Source organism: Mycobacterium sp. E2462, from assembly GCF_001672685.1.
In the GTDB taxonomy this organism is placed as follows: Bacteria; Actinomycetota; Actinomycetes; order Mycobacteriales; family Mycobacteriaceae; genus Mycobacterium.
Map to the genome: position 1 here is coordinate 1 of NZ_LZKC01000258.1, position 15,460 is coordinate 15,460.

At 68.5% G+C, this 15,460-nt stretch carries 15 protein-coding genes; 7 read left to right on the forward strand and 8 right to left on the reverse strand.

What is annotated here, in order from left to right:
• The first annotated feature begins 11 nt into the window (after nt 1-11).
• The 3 genes from A5714_RS12645 to A5714_RS12655 all read left to right on the forward strand — a co-directional run bounded on the left by A5714_RS12645 (nt 12) and on the right by A5714_RS12655 (nt 2,074).
• Nucleotides 12-806: a SigB/SigF/SigG family RNA polymerase sigma factor gene (locus A5714_RS12645; protein WP_068285648.1), complete on the forward strand. Its 795-nt coding sequence runs from the start codon at nt 12-14 to the stop codon at nt 804-806.
• A gap of 133 nt (nt 807-939) precedes the next feature.
• Nucleotides 940-1,575 (forward strand): hypothetical protein, encoded by a 636-nt coding sequence (locus A5714_RS12650; protein ID WP_068285590.1) that lies wholly within the window; start codon nt 940-942, stop codon nt 1,573-1,575.
• 28 nt (nt 1,576-1,603) lie between these two features.
• Nucleotides 1,604-2,074: a DUF2231 domain-containing protein gene (locus tag A5714_RS12655; protein ID WP_068285592.1), complete on the forward strand. Its 471-nt coding sequence runs from the start codon at nt 1,604-1,606 to the stop codon at nt 2,072-2,074.
• A gap of 54 nt (nt 2,075-2,128) precedes the next feature.
• Here A5714_RS12655 and A5714_RS12660 read toward each other — a convergent pair whose 3' ends face one another.
• Nucleotides 2,129-2,605, reverse strand: a complete 477-nt coding sequence (locus A5714_RS12660; RefSeq protein ID WP_068285594.1) for a nitroreductase family deazaflavin-dependent oxidoreductase — start codon at nt 2,603-2,605, stop codon at nt 2,129-2,131.
• Nucleotides 2,606-2,794: 189 nt separating this feature from the next.
• On the opposite strand from A5714_RS12660, the gene A5714_RS12665 reads away from it, so the two are divergent.
• The 3 genes from A5714_RS12665 to A5714_RS12675 all read left to right on the forward strand — a co-directional run bounded on the left by A5714_RS12665 (nt 2,795) and on the right by A5714_RS12675 (nt 6,215).
• The gene (locus A5714_RS12665; RefSeq protein WP_068285596.1) at nt 2,795-3,514 is read left to right on the forward strand and encodes a TetR family transcriptional regulator; all 720 of its coding nucleotides are present in this window, start codon (nt 2,795-2,797) and stop codon (nt 3,512-3,514) included.
• Nucleotides 3,511-4,734 carry a cytochrome P450 gene (locus A5714_RS12670; RefSeq protein WP_068285598.1) on the forward strand — a complete coding sequence of 408 codons (1,224 nt, stop codon included), beginning with the start codon at nt 3,511-3,513 and terminating at the stop codon, nt 4,732-4,734. Before A5714_RS12665 ends, A5714_RS12670 begins: the two co-directional genes overlap by 4 nt.
• A gap of 167 nt (nt 4,735-4,901) precedes the next feature.
• On the forward strand, nt 4,902-6,215 hold the full coding sequence (locus A5714_RS12675) for an HNH endonuclease signature motif containing protein (RefSeq protein ID WP_082959714.1): 1,314 nt from the start codon (nt 4,902-4,904) through the stop codon (nt 6,213-6,215).
• Between the two features lie 10 nt (nt 6,216-6,225).
• Here A5714_RS12675 and A5714_RS12680 read toward each other — a convergent pair whose 3' ends face one another.
• From A5714_RS12680 to A5714_RS12710, 7 genes are all read right to left on the reverse strand, one after another.
• Nucleotides 6,226-7,518 carry a hypothetical protein gene (locus A5714_RS12680; protein WP_068285602.1) on the reverse strand — a complete coding sequence of 431 codons (1,293 nt, stop codon included), beginning with the start codon at nt 7,516-7,518 and terminating at the stop codon, nt 6,226-6,228.
• The gene (locus A5714_RS12685; protein ID WP_068285604.1) at nt 7,518-8,282 is read right to left on the reverse strand and encodes an SDR family NAD(P)-dependent oxidoreductase; all 765 of its coding nucleotides are present in this window, start codon (nt 8,280-8,282) and stop codon (nt 7,518-7,520) included. The genes A5714_RS12680 and A5714_RS12685 overlap by 1 nt, the downstream gene beginning before the upstream one ends.
• Nucleotides 8,279-10,657 (reverse strand): CaiB/BaiF CoA-transferase family protein, encoded by a 2,379-nt coding sequence (locus A5714_RS12690; protein ID WP_068285606.1) that lies wholly within the window; start codon nt 10,655-10,657, stop codon nt 8,279-8,281. Before A5714_RS12690 ends, A5714_RS12685 begins: the two co-directional genes overlap by 4 nt.
• 19 nt (nt 10,658-10,676) lie before the next feature.
• The gene (locus A5714_RS12695) at nt 10,677-11,645 is read right to left on the reverse strand and encodes an enoyl-CoA hydratase/isomerase family protein (RefSeq protein ID WP_068285608.1); all 969 of its coding nucleotides are present in this window, start codon (nt 11,643-11,645) and stop codon (nt 10,677-10,679) included.
• A gap of 32 nt (nt 11,646-11,677) precedes the next feature.
• A complete protein-coding gene (locus A5714_RS12700; RefSeq protein ID WP_068285610.1) occupies nt 11,678-12,526 on the reverse strand; it encodes a mycofactocin-coupled SDR family oxidoreductase in 849 nt (282 codons plus the stop codon).
• Nucleotides 12,526-13,728: a cytochrome P450 gene (locus tag A5714_RS12705; RefSeq protein ID WP_068285612.1), complete on the reverse strand. Its 1,203-nt coding sequence runs from the start codon at nt 13,726-13,728 to the stop codon at nt 12,526-12,528. Before A5714_RS12705 ends, A5714_RS12700 begins: the two co-directional genes overlap by 1 nt.
• Before the next feature lie 245 nt (nt 13,729-13,973).
• Nucleotides 13,974-14,660, reverse strand: coding sequence for a TetR/AcrR family transcriptional regulator (locus A5714_RS12710; protein WP_068069286.1), 687 nt, complete (start codon nt 14,658-14,660; stop codon nt 13,974-13,976).
• Nucleotides 14,661-14,879: 219 nt separating this feature from the next.
• Between A5714_RS12710 and A5714_RS12715 the strand changes: the two genes are divergently transcribed.
• Nucleotides 14,880-15,440, forward strand: coding sequence for a preprotein translocase subunit SecD (locus A5714_RS12715; RefSeq protein WP_068285650.1), 561 nt, complete (start codon nt 14,880-14,882; stop codon nt 15,438-15,440).
• Nucleotides 15,441-15,460 lie beyond the last annotated feature (20 nt).

Sequence of the window (15,460 nt, forward strand, 5' to 3'; positions counted from 1 at the left end):
AGACACCCGAGGTGCGGACCCGGCCCGCCCGATCCCAAAGCAGCCGCGCCGACGACTCCTATGACGACGTTGTCGAGATGTTCATGGCATTGCAGCAGCTTCCTGGGGAGTCCCACGAGTATCGGCGGCAGCGCGAACGCATCGTGGCACGCTGCCTACCGTTGGCCGACCACGTGGCCAGCCACTTCGCCCGCCGCGGCGAAGGTCTCGACGACCTGATCCAGGTGGCACGGCTCGGCCTGATGAATGCGATCAATCGTTTCGATCCGGCCAAGGGACCCAGCTTCATCGGCTTCGCGGTGCCCACCATGATGGGCGAAGTTCGACGGTATTTCCGCGACTACAGCTGGGGCATGCGCGTCCCGCGACGGTTGCGCGAGCTGCACGTGCAGATCAGCCGCACGACGGCGGATCTCTCGCAGCAGCTGGGGCGCGCCCCCACGGCTGCCGAGCTGTCACAGGTGCTCGAAGTGCCGCACGAGGAGATCGTGGAATGCCTCGTGGCGCGCGACGCCTACCGGCTCGATTCGCTGGACGCGCCCATCGGCGCCGACAGTTCGGGCACGCCCCGCCTGGTGGCCGACTCGGTCGGCGGCATCGACCCGCAGATCGATCACATCACCAACCGCGAGGCGCTGCGGGCCCTGATCGGTTCCCTGCCGCGGCGCGAGCGCGAGGTGCTGCGGATGCGGTTCTTCGAATCCATGACGCAGAGCCAGATCGCGGAGCGCATCGGGGTGTCGCAAATGCAGGTCTCGCGCATCCTGGCCAGTACGTTGCGCTGCCTGCGCGACCAATTGGAGTAGTCGCTCGAGTCCGATCCGGACGCTCCCTCGACCTGCCGACGTGGCGCGGCCGGGTACTGTGCGTTGCGAAGCGCGGATCCGGCCCCGTCGCGCCGACGGCGTCGAGGGACGACCGAGAAGGGAGCTCGAGGCGATGAGGATGTCACGGACGGTGACCGCCGGCGTGGCGGCGACGACGGCGCTGGCGGTGTCGTTGGCGGGCTGCTCGAAGCAGTCGTCTTCGACGTCGACGTCGCCCTCGAAGTCGGGAACTGCCACCTCATCGGCCGCGGGCGCGGCGCCGACCTCGGCCGCGCCCGGCGGCGCGGCGGGACAGCCCGGGGACTACACCAAGTTGCTCATCCAGGCGGGCGACATCAGCGCGCCCGTGCCCTTCACCGCCGCTCCGCCGACCAACAACCCCAACGGTCAACCGGGCGTCGCCACCACATTCAAGGACGACGACGGCAGCCACGCCATCAAGGACACCATCCTGGTGTTCACCGACCCGGCGGCCGCGACGGACGCGTTGAACGCCGCGAAGGGCCAGCAGGGCGCAGCGGTGAAGGACCCCTCGTCGCAACCCGCCACCGTCGGAACCGGCGGCACGTCGCTGATGGGTAACTCCCCGGACCACTCGAAGGGCGTGGTGATTCTGCTCTTCACCGAGGGCAAGGCGCTTGTCACCCTCGAATTCGACGGGCCGCCCGACACGTTGGCGCCTCCGGACTTCGTCAACGACGTCGGCCAGAAGCAGGATGCCGTCGTCAAGAAGGGGCTTGGCGGCTAGCGGTACGCTGCGGGCGGCGGGAGACCCCATGGACGTCATCAACGGCATGCCGGCTCACGCCCTGCTGCTGCACTTCGCCCTGGTTCTGGTGCCGTTGACGGCGGCGCTGGAGATCGTGTGCGCTGTATGGCCGGCGGCCCGGCGAGGCCAAACGCTGTGGCTCACGGCGCTGTTCGCCGTCGCGACCTTGGTGCTGACGTTGCTGACCGTCAACGCGGGCCAGTGGTTGTATGACCGCAGCCCGCAGCACAGTCCCATCGTGCGCGAACACGCGTCGTTGGGCAGCACGATGAACTACGTCGCCGCCGCGCTGCTGGCGGTCGCGGTGGCGCTGGTGGCGCTGCGCGTGGTCGAACGACGATCGGACAAGCGCCGGGTTGCCGCCCGCCTCGTGGTGGCGATCCTCGCCCTCGCCGTGGGGATTCCGTCGATGGTGCAGATCTACCGTGTCGGCGACGCGGGCGCGCACGCGGTGTGGGGCGACAACCAGTCGGGTTGAGCGCAGTCGGGTTGAGCGCAGTCGGGTTGAGCGCAGTCGGGTTGAGCGCCAGAATCAGCCGGTCGGCGTGAGCGAGAACACGCGGAATCGCCGTGCCCCCGCCATGTCCTGGGTGAGCTGGTAATTGGGCCACTGCGCAACCACCTTCGCCCACGCTTGGTCGCGCTCCTCGCCGGTGAGCAGGCGCGCCGTCGCGACGAACCGGTGGCCATGCTTGCGCAGCGTGATGCGTTGCGCCGCTTTGATATTCGCCGACCACGACGGGTGCCGCTCGCGGCCCCAGTTGGATCCCACCAGCAGCAGCCGGTCGCCGTCCGGGACGTACTGCACCGTCGCGGTGCGAGCCAGCCCGGTCTTGCGCCCGGATACGGTGATTCGCACGTTGGGCAGGCCGACGACGTCCAGGGCGCCGAAACGCCCGCCCGTGACGAATCGAAGGAAGGACTCGAGCGCTTCGGTGAGCCGCGCGCCTCTGAGCAACAGCCAGCGGTACACGGTCGGGTTGCGAGCCACCCGCTGCAGCGGATTCATGGGCACGACTGTATTGCGCGTGGTGGTGGCCGCGGGCGTCAGGCCGACGAAATCCTGGCGAAATTGCGCCCGCCGCGCACAATTTCGTGGCGATCGCGGGGGCGCGCCCGCGCGTTGGGCGGCCGAGCGCGGCCATCGGCACACCGGTCACCTTAATTAAATAAATTTCTTGATTTAATCCAGGCGACGGTGTTCACTGAGGCGGTGACCGCCCCGCGGATGGCTCGTACCGATCGATCGCTCGGCACGCGGGAGACGATCCTGTCCGCCGCCGAGGTGCTGTTCGCCGAGCGGGGCATGTACGCCGTGTCGAACCGGCAGATCAGTGAAGCGGCCGGGCAGGGCAACAACGCCGCGGCGTGCTACCACTTCGGAACCCGCACCGATCTGCTGCGGGCCATCGAGAGCAAACACCGCGAACCGATCGAGAAGCTGCGCGCGCAGATGCTGGCCACCGTCGTCGACTCGACCGACCTGCGCGACTGGGTCGGGACGCTGGTTCGCCCGCTGACCGATCACCTCGCGGCGCTGGGGACCCCCAGCTGGTATGCGCGCTTCGCCGCCCAAGCCATGGCGGATCCGGCATACCGGCAGGTGGTGACCAGGGACGCGCTGGCGTCACCGTTGCTGGTGCAGACGATCGACGGCATCAACCGCTGCCTGCCCGAGCTGCCCCGGCGGGTGCGCTCGGAGCGGATGGTGATGGTGCGAAACCTGTTGATGCACACGTGTGCCGAACACGAGGGTGCGCTGGCCGAGCACGGGCCGCGATCCCGCTCCGCGTGGCCGGTTGCCGGTGAAGGCCTCATCGACGCCATCGTCGGGCTGTGGCGCGCGCCGGTGCACTTGGGCCCGGCGGGCGCCCCGCCATCGACGACCACAGCGGGCGATCAACGAGGAGCGCGATGACCGACATCTCCACCAGCACGACGATTCCCGAGTTCCCGATGACGCGCGCGCCCGGCTGCCCCTTCGCGCCGCCTCCGGGAGCGTTGCGGCTCAACGCCGATCGACAGCTGAGCCGGGTGCGCATCTGGGATGGCAGCACGCCCTGGCTGATTCACGGTTACGAGGCGATCCGATCCTTGTTCACCGACTCGCGCACCAGCGTCGACGACCGGTTGCCCGGCTACCCGCACTGGAACGAAGGGATGCTGGCGACCGTGCACGCCCGGCCGCGCTCGGTGTTCACGTCGGACGCCGAGGAGCACACCCGGTTCCGCCGAATGTTGTCAAAGCCATTCACGTTCAAGCGCGTCGAGGCGCTACGGCCGGCGGTGCAGCACATCACCGACGACCACATCGACGCGGTGCTGGCCGGGCCGAAGCCGGGTGACCTGGTCAGCGGCTTGGCGTTGCCCGTACCGTCGCTGGTAATCAGCCAGTTGCTCGGCGTGCCGTACGAGGATGCCGACTTCTTCCAGGCTCAGGCCCACCGCGGCATGGGCCGCTACGCCACCGCGGAGGACACCGCGCAGGGCGCCGCCTCGCTGGCCAAGTACCTCGCCAACCTGGTGCGGGCCAAGCGAGACGACCCCTCCGAGGACTTGGTGTCCGACCTCGCCGAGCGGGTCAACGCCGAGGAGATCAGCGTGCGCGAGGCCGCCCAACTGGCCACCGGCGTGCTCATCGCCGGCCACGAGACGACCGCGAACATGATCAGCCTCAGCATCGCCGCGCTGCTCGAGCACCCGGATCAGCTGGCGCTGCTGCGCGACACCGACGATCCCAAGGCCATCGCCGTCGCGGTCGAGGAATTGATGCGCTACCTGAGCATCATTCAGACCGGGCAGCGGCGCATCGCCGTCGAGGACATCGAGGTGGGGGGTGAGACGATCCGCGCCGGCGAGGGCATCATCCTCGACGTTGCCCCGGCCAACTGGGACGTCCGGCAGTTCACCGACCCGGACCGGCTGGACCTGACCCGTGAACAGGGACCGCACGTCGGCTTCGGCTACGGCCGCCACCAGTGCGTGGGCCAGCAATTGGCGCGCATGGAGTTGCAGATCGTGCTGCCCACGCTGCTGCGCCGCGTCCCGACGCTGCGGCTGGCGGTGCCGCTGGTCGACCTTCCGTTCAAGCACGACGCGCTGGCCTACGGCCTGTACGAGCTACCCGTGACATGGTGAGGGCCGACGGGTGCTCGTCGCTTACTCGGTAGAAGCCAAACCACTTGCGCCACACCAGCTTCAGGGGCATCAGCGCGGCATTTCTTGTCGGTGGCCTCCGCTAGCTTCGAGGTGTGAGTCTAGACCGTGAAGCCTTATCGGCGGCGCTCGACACCATCGACGCCGCGATGGTGCAGTTGGTCGACCACGACTCGGACGCCTTGGCCACCCGCGAATACCTGGCGTTGTTGCGGCGCTGCGAGAAAATCCGCCGCCGGCTGCCGGCCATCGAACACCCGCTGATCAACAGCCTGGCCCGCCAAGGCACGCCGGAGGAGCTCGGCGGCACCCTGTCGCACGCGCTCGCCGAGGCGGCGTTGATCAGCCGCGCCGAAGCCTCGCGGCGCATTCGGGAGGCCGCCGACCTGGGCCCGCGGCGCGGCCTGACCGGTGAACCGTTGCCGCCGGCGTTGGCCGCGACGGCCACTCGGCAGCGCGACGGCTCGCTCGGGCCCGCGCAGGTGGCGGTAATCCGCAACTTCTGTCACCGGCTGCCCGGCTGGATCGACGCGCCCACGCGTGACGAGGTCGAACGCAAGCTCGCCACCGAGGGCACCCGATTTCGGCCCGAGCAGTTGGCCGAATTGGCTACCGTCCTGACCGATTGCCTCAATCCCGACGGCAGCTTCACCGACGAGGACCGGGCACGCCGCCGCGGTGTGAACCTGGGCAAGCAGGGTCGCGATGGCATGTCGGAGCTGCGCGGCTGGCTGACCCCGGAGGCGCGCGCCACGCTCGAGGCCGTGCTGGCGAAGCTGGCGACCCCCGGGATGTGCAATCCGGACGACGAGACGCCGTGCGTCAGTGGCACTCCCAGCGAACAGGCAGTCGAGCGGGATGCCCGCAACGTCGGCCAGCGTCAGCACGACGCCGTAAACGCGGCGCTGCGAGCGCTGCTCGCGTCCGGTGAGCTCGGCCGCCACAATGGGCTGCCGACATCGATCGTGGTCAGCACGACGCTGAGCGAATTGGAGGCGGCGGCCGGCCGCGGCCTCACCGGCGGCGGGACCATCCTTCCGATGAGCGACGTGATCCGGTTGGCGCGGCACGCGCGACACTACTTGGCGATCTTCGACAAGGGCAAGGCCCTGGCGCTGTATCACACCAAGCGACTCGCCTCCCCTGCGCAGCGAATCGTGTTGTACGCGAAGGATCGCGGCTGCTCGGCTCCGGGCTGCACCGCGCCCGGTTACTACTGCGAAGTCCACCACGTCACCGACTGGGCCACATGTCACACCACCGACGTCGACGACCTGACCTTCGCCTGCGGACCCCAGCACCGCCTGTTGCGCCCGGGTGGTTGGACCACCCGCAAGAACGCCAACGGCGACACCGAATGGATTCCGCCGCCGCACTTGGACTATGGGCAGCGGCGTATCAACACGTTCCATCACCCGGAGAGGTTGCTCCAAGACGCGGGCAGGGACGAAGACGAGCCTTAGCCGACGAGCCCTAACGGCAGGCGCGTTCTGCCAGAGCGGCGTCGAGCAGATCGCCCACGTCGTAGCGCTCCCACGCACACAACAGGTTTGACAGCATCTGCAGCGGCGCGCGCACGCCCTCGTGCGCCCTGATCCGAGGATCGGTGCGCGAGCGCGGCATCGGGTCGAAGCGCTTGCGCAGCAGTGCGGGCACGTCCAGCAACCAGGCGGTGCCCATCGCGGCTGCGTAGAGCAGCGTGTGACGGCGCAGGCGGCCCGGGTCGAGGCCGGGTCCGCCGCATCGGTGAACCTCCGCGACGAACAGGCCCAGCAGGTCGTCGAAATGCGTTGTCCACAAATCGGTTTCCGCGGCGGACATGGCCCCCCATATCGCCATGCCCATGTTCATCTGGCCGACGCAGCCCCAGTCCAACAGCCCGCAGCGCAACTGGCCGCCCGCGTCGCGCCAGAACCAGGCGTTATCCACGTTGGCATTCCAATGGCACAGCGCGACGTAGTCGTCGTCGGCGGCGAGGCCGTGCAGCAGCGCGTCGGCGTGGCGCACGACGCGCGGCACCTCCTCGCGCAGCCTGGCGATGAAGTTCGGTGCGCCGACCTCACTCGGCAGCAGCCCGGGGTGGTCCTGGGCCAGTTCGGCGACCTGGTCCACCCGCCGCCGCACCGTGTCCGCGGGCATCGGTGCCCGCTGCCCCACCGTCGCCGCCCGCACATCGACGGGAAAGTGCGCCAACAGGTCGGCGGGCAAGCCCCCGGCGCGATGCGCGCCGGCCAGCCTCGCCAGCGCCGTCAGCAGCGCCCGGTAGTGCGCGAGGGCGTCGGGCATCTCGTAATCGAGGCACTTGTGATACTGGCGTTCGATACCGTTCGTGCCGAAAGGGATTCGCTCGGTGATGAGGATGCCGGTGCCGGTATCGCGGTGATAGTCCGCGAACTGCGCGGTGGGCACCGCAATGGGAAACCCCGGCGTGCGGGTCAACACGGCGAACCGGACCTCCGGTTGCATCTGGGCTTTCCCCACGTCCCGCAGGGGGCTGTCCAGGTCGCGCGAGAACTTGACGAATAGCTCGGTGGACAATGATGTTGTGTGGCCACAATATTCGACGTCCAACGCGACCTTGCGGCCCGTGCTGCCGCCGGGGAATTCCTCGAACCCGACGATGCGCGAGACGGCGTCGGCGTCCCCGAGCACCCCGAAGGCCCGGAAGGCGTCGGTGAGGAACGCCGCGCCACCGTCGCGCAGCGTCACGGGATCGGCGGGTATCGGCAGGCCGAACTGGTCGCCGACCACCCAGTGATCCGGCATTACCAGGTCTGCTCGGCGGCCCGCACGAGCATGTGGTTTACCGCGACCCGGCGGTCGCGCGTCACCATGAACAGCACCGCGTCCGCGATGTCCTCCGGACGCAGCTTGACCATCCCGGCGGTCTGCTTGGCGATCGCCTCGCGCGACGATTCCGCCAGGTGATCGAAGATCTCGGTGTCGACGGTTCCGGGACCCACCACGCCGACGCGGACCCGCTTGCCCAACACCTCCTGGCGGAGGCCCTCGCTGAACGCGTTGACGCCGAACTTGGTGAGCGAATAGACCGCCGTGTTCGGGCGGGCGGCCCAGCCGGCGGTGGAACTGATGGTGACCACGTCAGCGACCCCGCGGGGTGAGTCCGCGGCGGCGTCGATCAGGTGGGGCAGCGCGGCTCGGGTCGCGTAAAGGACACCTTGCACGTTCACCGCGATCATGGTGTCCCAGTCCTGCAGCGGCGCCTCCGCCGCGGGGCCGGATCGCATGGTGCCCGCGTTGTTGACCAGCGTGTCCAGGCGGCCCCATTCGGCGACGGTGCGCTGCACCGCGGCGGCCATCTGGTCGGCGTCGGTAACGTCGGCCGGTAATACCAGCGCCGTCCCGCCGGAAGACTCGATCTCGGAACGGAGTTCAGAGAGCCGGTCGGTCCGTCGCGCCACCAGCGCGACCGCAGCCCCCTGCTCGGCCAGCGCCCGCGCCGTCGCCGCGCCGATGCCGCTGCTGGCGCCGGTGACCAGCGCCACGGTGTTCGCCAGAGTTTGCCTCACGTGTTGCCCTCCCCTGCGGCCACCCGGGGCGGTGCCGACTCACCCACTATGCCGTGTAGAAGCCCGTGTAGAACGTAGTCCGTGTGCTCGCCGATGTCGGGGGCGCCGCGCGAGATGCGCGCCGGGTCGCGCGTCATCCGCCAGGACGGCCCCAGGACCGGGCGCTGACCCTCCCGGTGGTCGCTGACGAACCGATACAGTTCGCGGTCCCAAAGCCGTTGATCCGCAATGACATCGAGCGCGGTGGCACTCTTTTCGGCCGGCACGCCCACCGCGCGCAGTTGTGCGGCGAGCCGGTCGGCGTCCTGGGCGGCGGTCAGTCGCGCCAGTTCGGCGTCGAGCGCGTCGGCAGCGCGCCGCCGGTCGGCCCTCGTGGCAAAACGCGGATCGCCGGCCAGCGCCGCAGCGCCAAGTACCGCGCAGAGCCGCCGCCACTCGGCGTCGTCGGCCACGGCGATGGTGATCCAGCAACCGTCGGTGCAGGGGTAGCAGCCGTGCGGGGCCATGTCCGGGTGGCTGTTGCCGCCCGGCTCCATGCGGTTGCCGGTCAGATCCTGTTCCAGCAGGCTGTCGCCGATCATCGAGGACAGGGTCTCCACGGCCGAGACGTCGACGAATTGCCCCGCCCCCGTGCGCTCCCGATGTAGTAACGCGACCACCGCGGCGTACGCGGCGGCGGCGCCCACAGTGGAGTCCCCGTAGCGCATGCTCGCGCCGAGCGGCGGGCCGCCGCGGTACCCGACCAGCGACGCCAACCCCGAAAGCGCGGAAAAGCAGGGCGCGTAACCGGTTTGGTGGCCCAGTGGCCCGTCGTTGCCCCACATCTTGATCGACACCGAGATGATGTCCGATTTGAGCCGGGCCAGCTCCCGGTATCCGAGCCCCTGGCGCTCCATCGCGCCGGGCCGCAGATTGTTGATCACGATGTCGCTGCGGGCGATCAGGCCGTGCAACGCCGCCATGCCCTCGGGGGATTTGATGTCGAGGTCGACGCTGAGTATCTCGGGGTTGATGCTCAGGAAGAACGGCGCGTGGTTGACGTCGGTGCCGCCGTAGGCGCGCATCTCCTCGGGCATGGTCGCTGTCTCGACCTTGATCACCTCGGCGCCCAGCAGCGCCAGCAGCTTGCCCGCGTAGGGGCCCGCCCACACCTTGGTGAGCTCGACGACCCGCACGCCCTGCAGCGGGCCGCCACGCGCCTCGAGCGCGGGCTTGAGTTGCGGCGAGTGCACCGAGGGGGCCGCGTGCGGCACGCCCAGCCGCTGCAGCACGGTCGCGGTGTGCTGACCGAGAGTCGGCGCCGCCGAGTGCAGGCGCGCCGGGGAGGCGCTGAGGGCGTACGGGACGGTGGGGTACGCCGCCTCGCCGAGCACCGGGTGGCACGCGGCGCGGAAGAATCCCCGGTGCCGGTACTGGGGAGACCGGCGCAGGTCGGCGGCGCCGTTGACGGCAACCAGCGGCACGCCCAGCCGCTGGGCCCGTTCGGCGGCGGAGTCTTTGCGCTGCACGGCCACCCAGCGCGCGAACCCCCGCCGGAAGGCCGCGACCTTGCGCGGCGTGACCGCGAATTCCAGCCAGTCATCGTCGAATTCGTCCAACCACGCGGGGTGGTCCAGCAACGCCTTGACGCCAAGCCAGTGCGCGCGGCTGGTCATGTAAAGGTAGACGAATCCGTCGGTACACGCGAAGAAGGACGCGGGCCCCGCCTGGTCGTAGTCGTCGCGGGTGCCCGCGGCCGGGACCTCGCCCGTGACGAACCGGCCCAGGATACAGTCCGCACGCGAGGCCAGGACGGCCTGCTGCGAGACGTCGATCTGCTCGCCGTGACCGCGGTGCATGCGTCCGAACAACGCCGCCGTGATGCACAGCGCGGCGTCCAGCCCGCCCTCGTAGTCGGCAAGGAAGCGACCCGGCCCCTGTAGCGGCGGCAGCGTCGGGTCGGCGTGGCTGGGCGTGTGATAGCCCCAGCCGCTGGCGTGAAAAACGTTGATGCTGCGTGCGTTTCGGTACTCCTCGGGCGCGTCGACCCCGAACGGGGTGATCGTGCAGAAGACCACGTCCGGGTGCGCGCCGGCCAGCGACGACGCTTGATCGTCGATGACCGCGTCCGCCGTCCCGATGAGCTGTTGACGGCGCGGGTCGCCGGCATCGAGTTCGACGGACTGCTTGTTGGTGTTGAGGTAGGCGAACACGACGCTCGCGTCGGGCCCGCGGCCCTCGCCGACGATGGGAGCAAGCGCCCGGGTGGGGCTGCCACACCCGGGCGCCTCGATTTTGATGACCTCGGCGCCGAAGTCGGCCAGCAGCTTTCCGCAGAACTCCCCCGCGACCGAGCCCGCCAGCTCGACGACCCGGAAGCCCGTCAGCGCCGACATGCGCGCTGTCCTGACGCGGTCAGGGCTTCGCGCGCCCCGAGCGGCTCAGGCGCCACTCCGGCGGGAAGTTCAGGTCGTTGTCCTTCACCACGTTGTTGAGGCCCTTTTCGAAGGTGCCGCCGGTGAGGTCGACCTCCTCGGCGTCGTTTTGAATCATCGGCAGCATGCCCTCGACCATGCCGGTCAGCAGGCTGCCGAAGTACTCGCCCTTGTGCTGCTTATAGAGCTCCAGGAAGGTCTTCTGCACCGCGACCGTGTCGGTCGGGCGGGACTTCGAGCACGCCAGCGCGTACTTCTGCGTCTCCGCCTCCAGCTGGTCGCGCGGCACGACGCTGTTGACGAAGCCGCAGTCGTACATTTCCTTCGCGCTGAACGGTCGTCCGGTGAACAACATTTCGGAGAACTTGCGCAGGCCCATCGTCTCGGCCCACCACCACAGCCGCGGTCCCCAGCCCACGTAGCGGAAGGCCGGGTGCCCGAACAGCGCGTCGTCGCTCGCCACCACCAGGTCGGCGTCGCCGGCCTGATAGAAGTGCCACCCGTAGCAGTAACCCTTGGCCTCGATGATGCTGATCTTGCGCAGCTCCTGCAGCGGGCGGTTGCCGGCGCGCGCCTTGGCGTAGAAGTCGGTGACGGTGGACAGGTACCGGTAGGAGCCGCCGGGCGGGTACTTGACGTCGTCGTCGTTGATCGCGAGCTCGTGGTGCAGCGGCAGGCCGGGGTTTTCCAGCATCGGCCGCTGCTCGGGCAGGTCACCCCCGCTGCCGAAATCCTGCCCCTCGCCGCGGATCACGACCACCTTGACTTCGTCGTCCACGTTGCACTTGTGGATCAGGTCGGCGTAGTTCTGCCGCATGCCCAGGCTGGCGGCGTTCTGGGCGTCGGGACGGTCGAACGTGATGTAGGCGATCCGGTTCTTCTTGTCCTTCTCGAACCTGATGTACTGCTCGGCTTCCTTCTTCAACTTCTCGTAGTCGAATTCAGGCATGGGCTTTCTCCACTTCGTTGTGATGAGTTCAGTTATTTGAGCAAGCTGCCCGCGTCGACGGGAAGCGAAACGCCTGTGACATAGCGTGATTCGTCGGAGGCAAGAAACAGTACGGCATTGCTGATGTCGATGGGTTCGACCCACGGCACCGGCAGCGTGTGCATCATCTGGGAGAAGGGCGCGAAGTCGTCGGGCCCGGGGTTGGCAAGGTCTGGGCGGAACAGCCGAAACGTGTTGTCGTTCATGACCATCGTGGTGCTGACCTGCGTGGGCAGCACGGAGTTGACCCGGATCATGTGCTGACCGAGCTCGACGGCGAAGGCCCGCATGAGCCCGATGACGCCGTGCTTGGCGGCCACGTAGTGGCCGGTGTTCTGGTAGGCCTTGCGGCCGCCGACCGAGCTGGTGAGCACGATCGAACCACCGCGTCCGCCCGACAGGATGTACGGAACGCCGGCCTTCACGGTGTGCCACACACCGGTCAGGTTGATGTCGATCATGTCCTGCCAGACGTTCTCGCGAATCTTGTGCAACCTGCGGCCGTCGGTGCCCACGCCCGCATTGGCGACGATGATGTCGAGCCGGCCGAGCTGTTCGACCCCGTCGTCCACCGCGGCCTGCAACGCGTCGTAATCGCGCACGTCGACCTGCGCGGTGACGATGCGCCGGTCCAATCCCTTGACGAGGTCGGCGGTTTCGGCGAGGTCCTCCGGGGTTGAATGCGGGTAGGCCAGGTTCTCGATGGGTCCGCACACGTCGATCGCGATGATGTCGGCGCCTTCTTGGGCCAAGCGCACCGCGTGGCTGCGGCCCTGGCCCCGGGCGGCGCCGGTGATGAAGGCGACCTTGCCGGCGACGCGGCCGTCGACCCCACCGGTCATCAGGGCACCAACGTGGGCAGGGTCTCCCAACCCCGCACCGACGAGGTCGGGCTCAGGGTGGCGTTGGCCAGGTCGAGTTCCCACTCCGGGAAGCGTTTGAGGATTTCCTCCAGCGCGACGCGGCCTTCCAACCGCGCCAGCGCCGAACCGAGACAGAAGTGGGCGCCGACGCTGAAGGTCAAGTGTGGCCGGGCGGCACGATGGATGTTGAATTCGCCTGCGTCGGAGCCGAATTGGCGCTCGTCGCGGCACGCCGCTCCGAGCAGCATCAGCATCACGCTGCCTTGTGGCACCGTTTGGTCGTAGATGGTGACGTCGCGGGTGACGTAACGGGCCATGTGCGGCGCCGGCGGTTCGAAACGGAGCAGCTCCTCGATCGCCTGGGGGATCAGCGCGGGGTTCGCCACGAGGTCGCGGCGCTGGTCCGGGTGCTCGGCGAGAACCTTTCCGGCCCAGCCGATCAAGCGGGTCGTGGTTTCGTTGCCCGCCCCGGCCACCACGTTGAGGTAGACGAGAATCTCTTCGCGCCGCAACCGCCGGGTGTTGCCCGTCTCGTCGACGAATTCGACGTTGAGCAGCTCGGTCATGATGTCATCGGACGGGTTGTCGGCGCGCCAGTCGATGTAGGCCTCGAACTGTTCGCCCACCGACAGGCCGTGCTCGGCGGCGCTCATCGGCCGACCCGGCTCGGTGCGCAGTTGAGCGTTGCCGCGATCCCGGATGTACTCCTGGTCGGCTTCGGGTATCCCCAGCAGCGCGCTGATGACCTTCATCGGCATGATGGCCCCGAGATCGGTGACGAAGTCGAACCGCCCCGAACCCACCAGCGGATCCAGCGATTGCGCGCAGAAGTCGCGGATCATCGGTTCCAGCGCGGCGATCTTGCGGGGGGTGAACATCCGCGACAACAGTTTGCGGTGCACGTCGTGGATCGGCGGGTCTTCGAAGATCAGCATGCCCGACGGGATCTCGAGGTTCGCCTTGATCAGTTCCATGATCACGCCCCGGGCGGAGCTGTAGGTCTGGTGGTCGATGATCCCCTTGTTGACGTCGGCATAACGGCTCAGCGCATAGAAGTCGTATTCGTCGTTGTAGTACAGCGGCGCCTCGTCGCGAAGGCGCTTGAACATCGGATAGGGGTCCGCAATGAGTTCGACGTCGTAGGGATCGAACCGGACGTGGCTGTCGGTGCTCGTTGTCACGAAATATCTCCTCGCGCTGCCGTTTCCGGGCGCCCGCGCTACCTACACCAGGGCTGACGCTGCCAGTGTGGCAGCGCTGGATTCGGTTCGGGCAATTTGTACACTCCGCTTAATTGCGGCGCCCCGCCAATGCGCACCGGCTTCGCAGAAAAGCGGTCGAGAACATGGAGTAACTCTATTCTCGTAGAGAACCATACAGCGGACTGCCATGGCAAGACCCGAGGCACCGCGTGTCGAAACCGCGGTCAGCCGCGACGCGCCGCCCGCGGGCCGGGCCCCGTCGTGGGGCCGGCGGCCCGGGTCAGCCGCCCCTTGTCACGGCTCTTGAGAACCCCGGTCGCGATGGCCGCCAGGGTTGCGTCGAGTTGTTCGGGGCTGTCGATGACGCGGTCGCCGTGCGCAAAGCGTTGCAGCAGCCCGTTGATGAAGGTCAGCGTGACGTTGCTGAGGTCTTCGACCACCGCCGGGTCCAGCTGCGCGCCGTGCGGCATCAGGTGCACCAGGATTTCCTGGTGCAGTTTGGTGAAGGCATCCGTGGCTTGCTGCAGGATCGCGGCCAGCGCCGGGTCGCGGGTGGCCTGCATGGTCAGCTCGTAGCGCGCCCGGGTCCGCAGCAGTTGCGGCCCGTTGCCGGCCTGGATCACCACCTGAGACAGCCGCGAGGGCGCGGGATCGCCGGCGGCCGGATCGGGACTGTCGGCCACCGCCTGCAGCTCCGCAAGGTCGAGTTCGGCGAGCCGTTCGGCGACCGCCCGCAGCAACGCCGATCGGGTACGGAAGTAGAAAGACGTCGTCCCGTCGGGCACGCCGGCGCTGCGGTCGACCTTCAGATGGCTCAGCCCTTTGGCCCCGTCGTCGGCCAATAACTGAATCGCCGCATCGCATAGGTCGCGTCGGCGCTCCGCGGGGTTAGGCTTTCGTCGCTTGTCCACGTTGAATCTCAGACCGAGACACTACTCTATATTCGTAGTGTCGGCAAAGGGCTGCCGCTCGATGAATCCGCACGCCGAACAGAACAGATGACTTCCTCGGAAATGCCGGCAGCGGCGCGGCGAAAGCTTTTTCGCGTGAATACCGACTCCAGGTACCGGCGACCCGCGACGGAAGTTCACAGCGCGCGGGCCCCACGCCGGGGATTTGCCTGCGCCGGCCTGGTCGTCGCGGCGGTCTGCGGTTGCGCGCCCGCGCATCAGCCCCCGCACCCGTCCACGTCCACGTCGCCCAGCCCGCCGACGACGACCCACGCCACGACGGCCGCGACCGCCCCCGCACCGCCGCCGGCGCACATCGCGCCGCTGCCGGTCCGACCCGTCATCAAGTCGCAGCCGACGATCGGCGGCAAATGCCCCGCGACGAACCCGGCCGCCCCGGTGGCGCCCACGGCCGCCCTGACCACCTGCGATCTCGACAAGACCACCGTCTACACGCTCGGCCCCGAAACCTTGCAGCTCGGGCTGATCCACGTCGACCCACCGAAGTCGCTGACCTCCGACTTCTATGAGGTCACGCTGATCCTGGACGCGCCGTCGGCCACCGCGTGGGCGGCCTTCACCGCGGAGCACCTGAAGGACCACGTCGCCTTCATCCGCGACAACCTCGTGGTGGAGGCTCCGATCATCGAGGAGCCGGTCTCCTCGGGGCGGATAGCGCTGACCACCCAGACGGCGCGGGACGCGGACCGGCTGGCGCAGCTTGCCGGCCGCACCGCATGAGATTCCCTGGGCCGCAACCG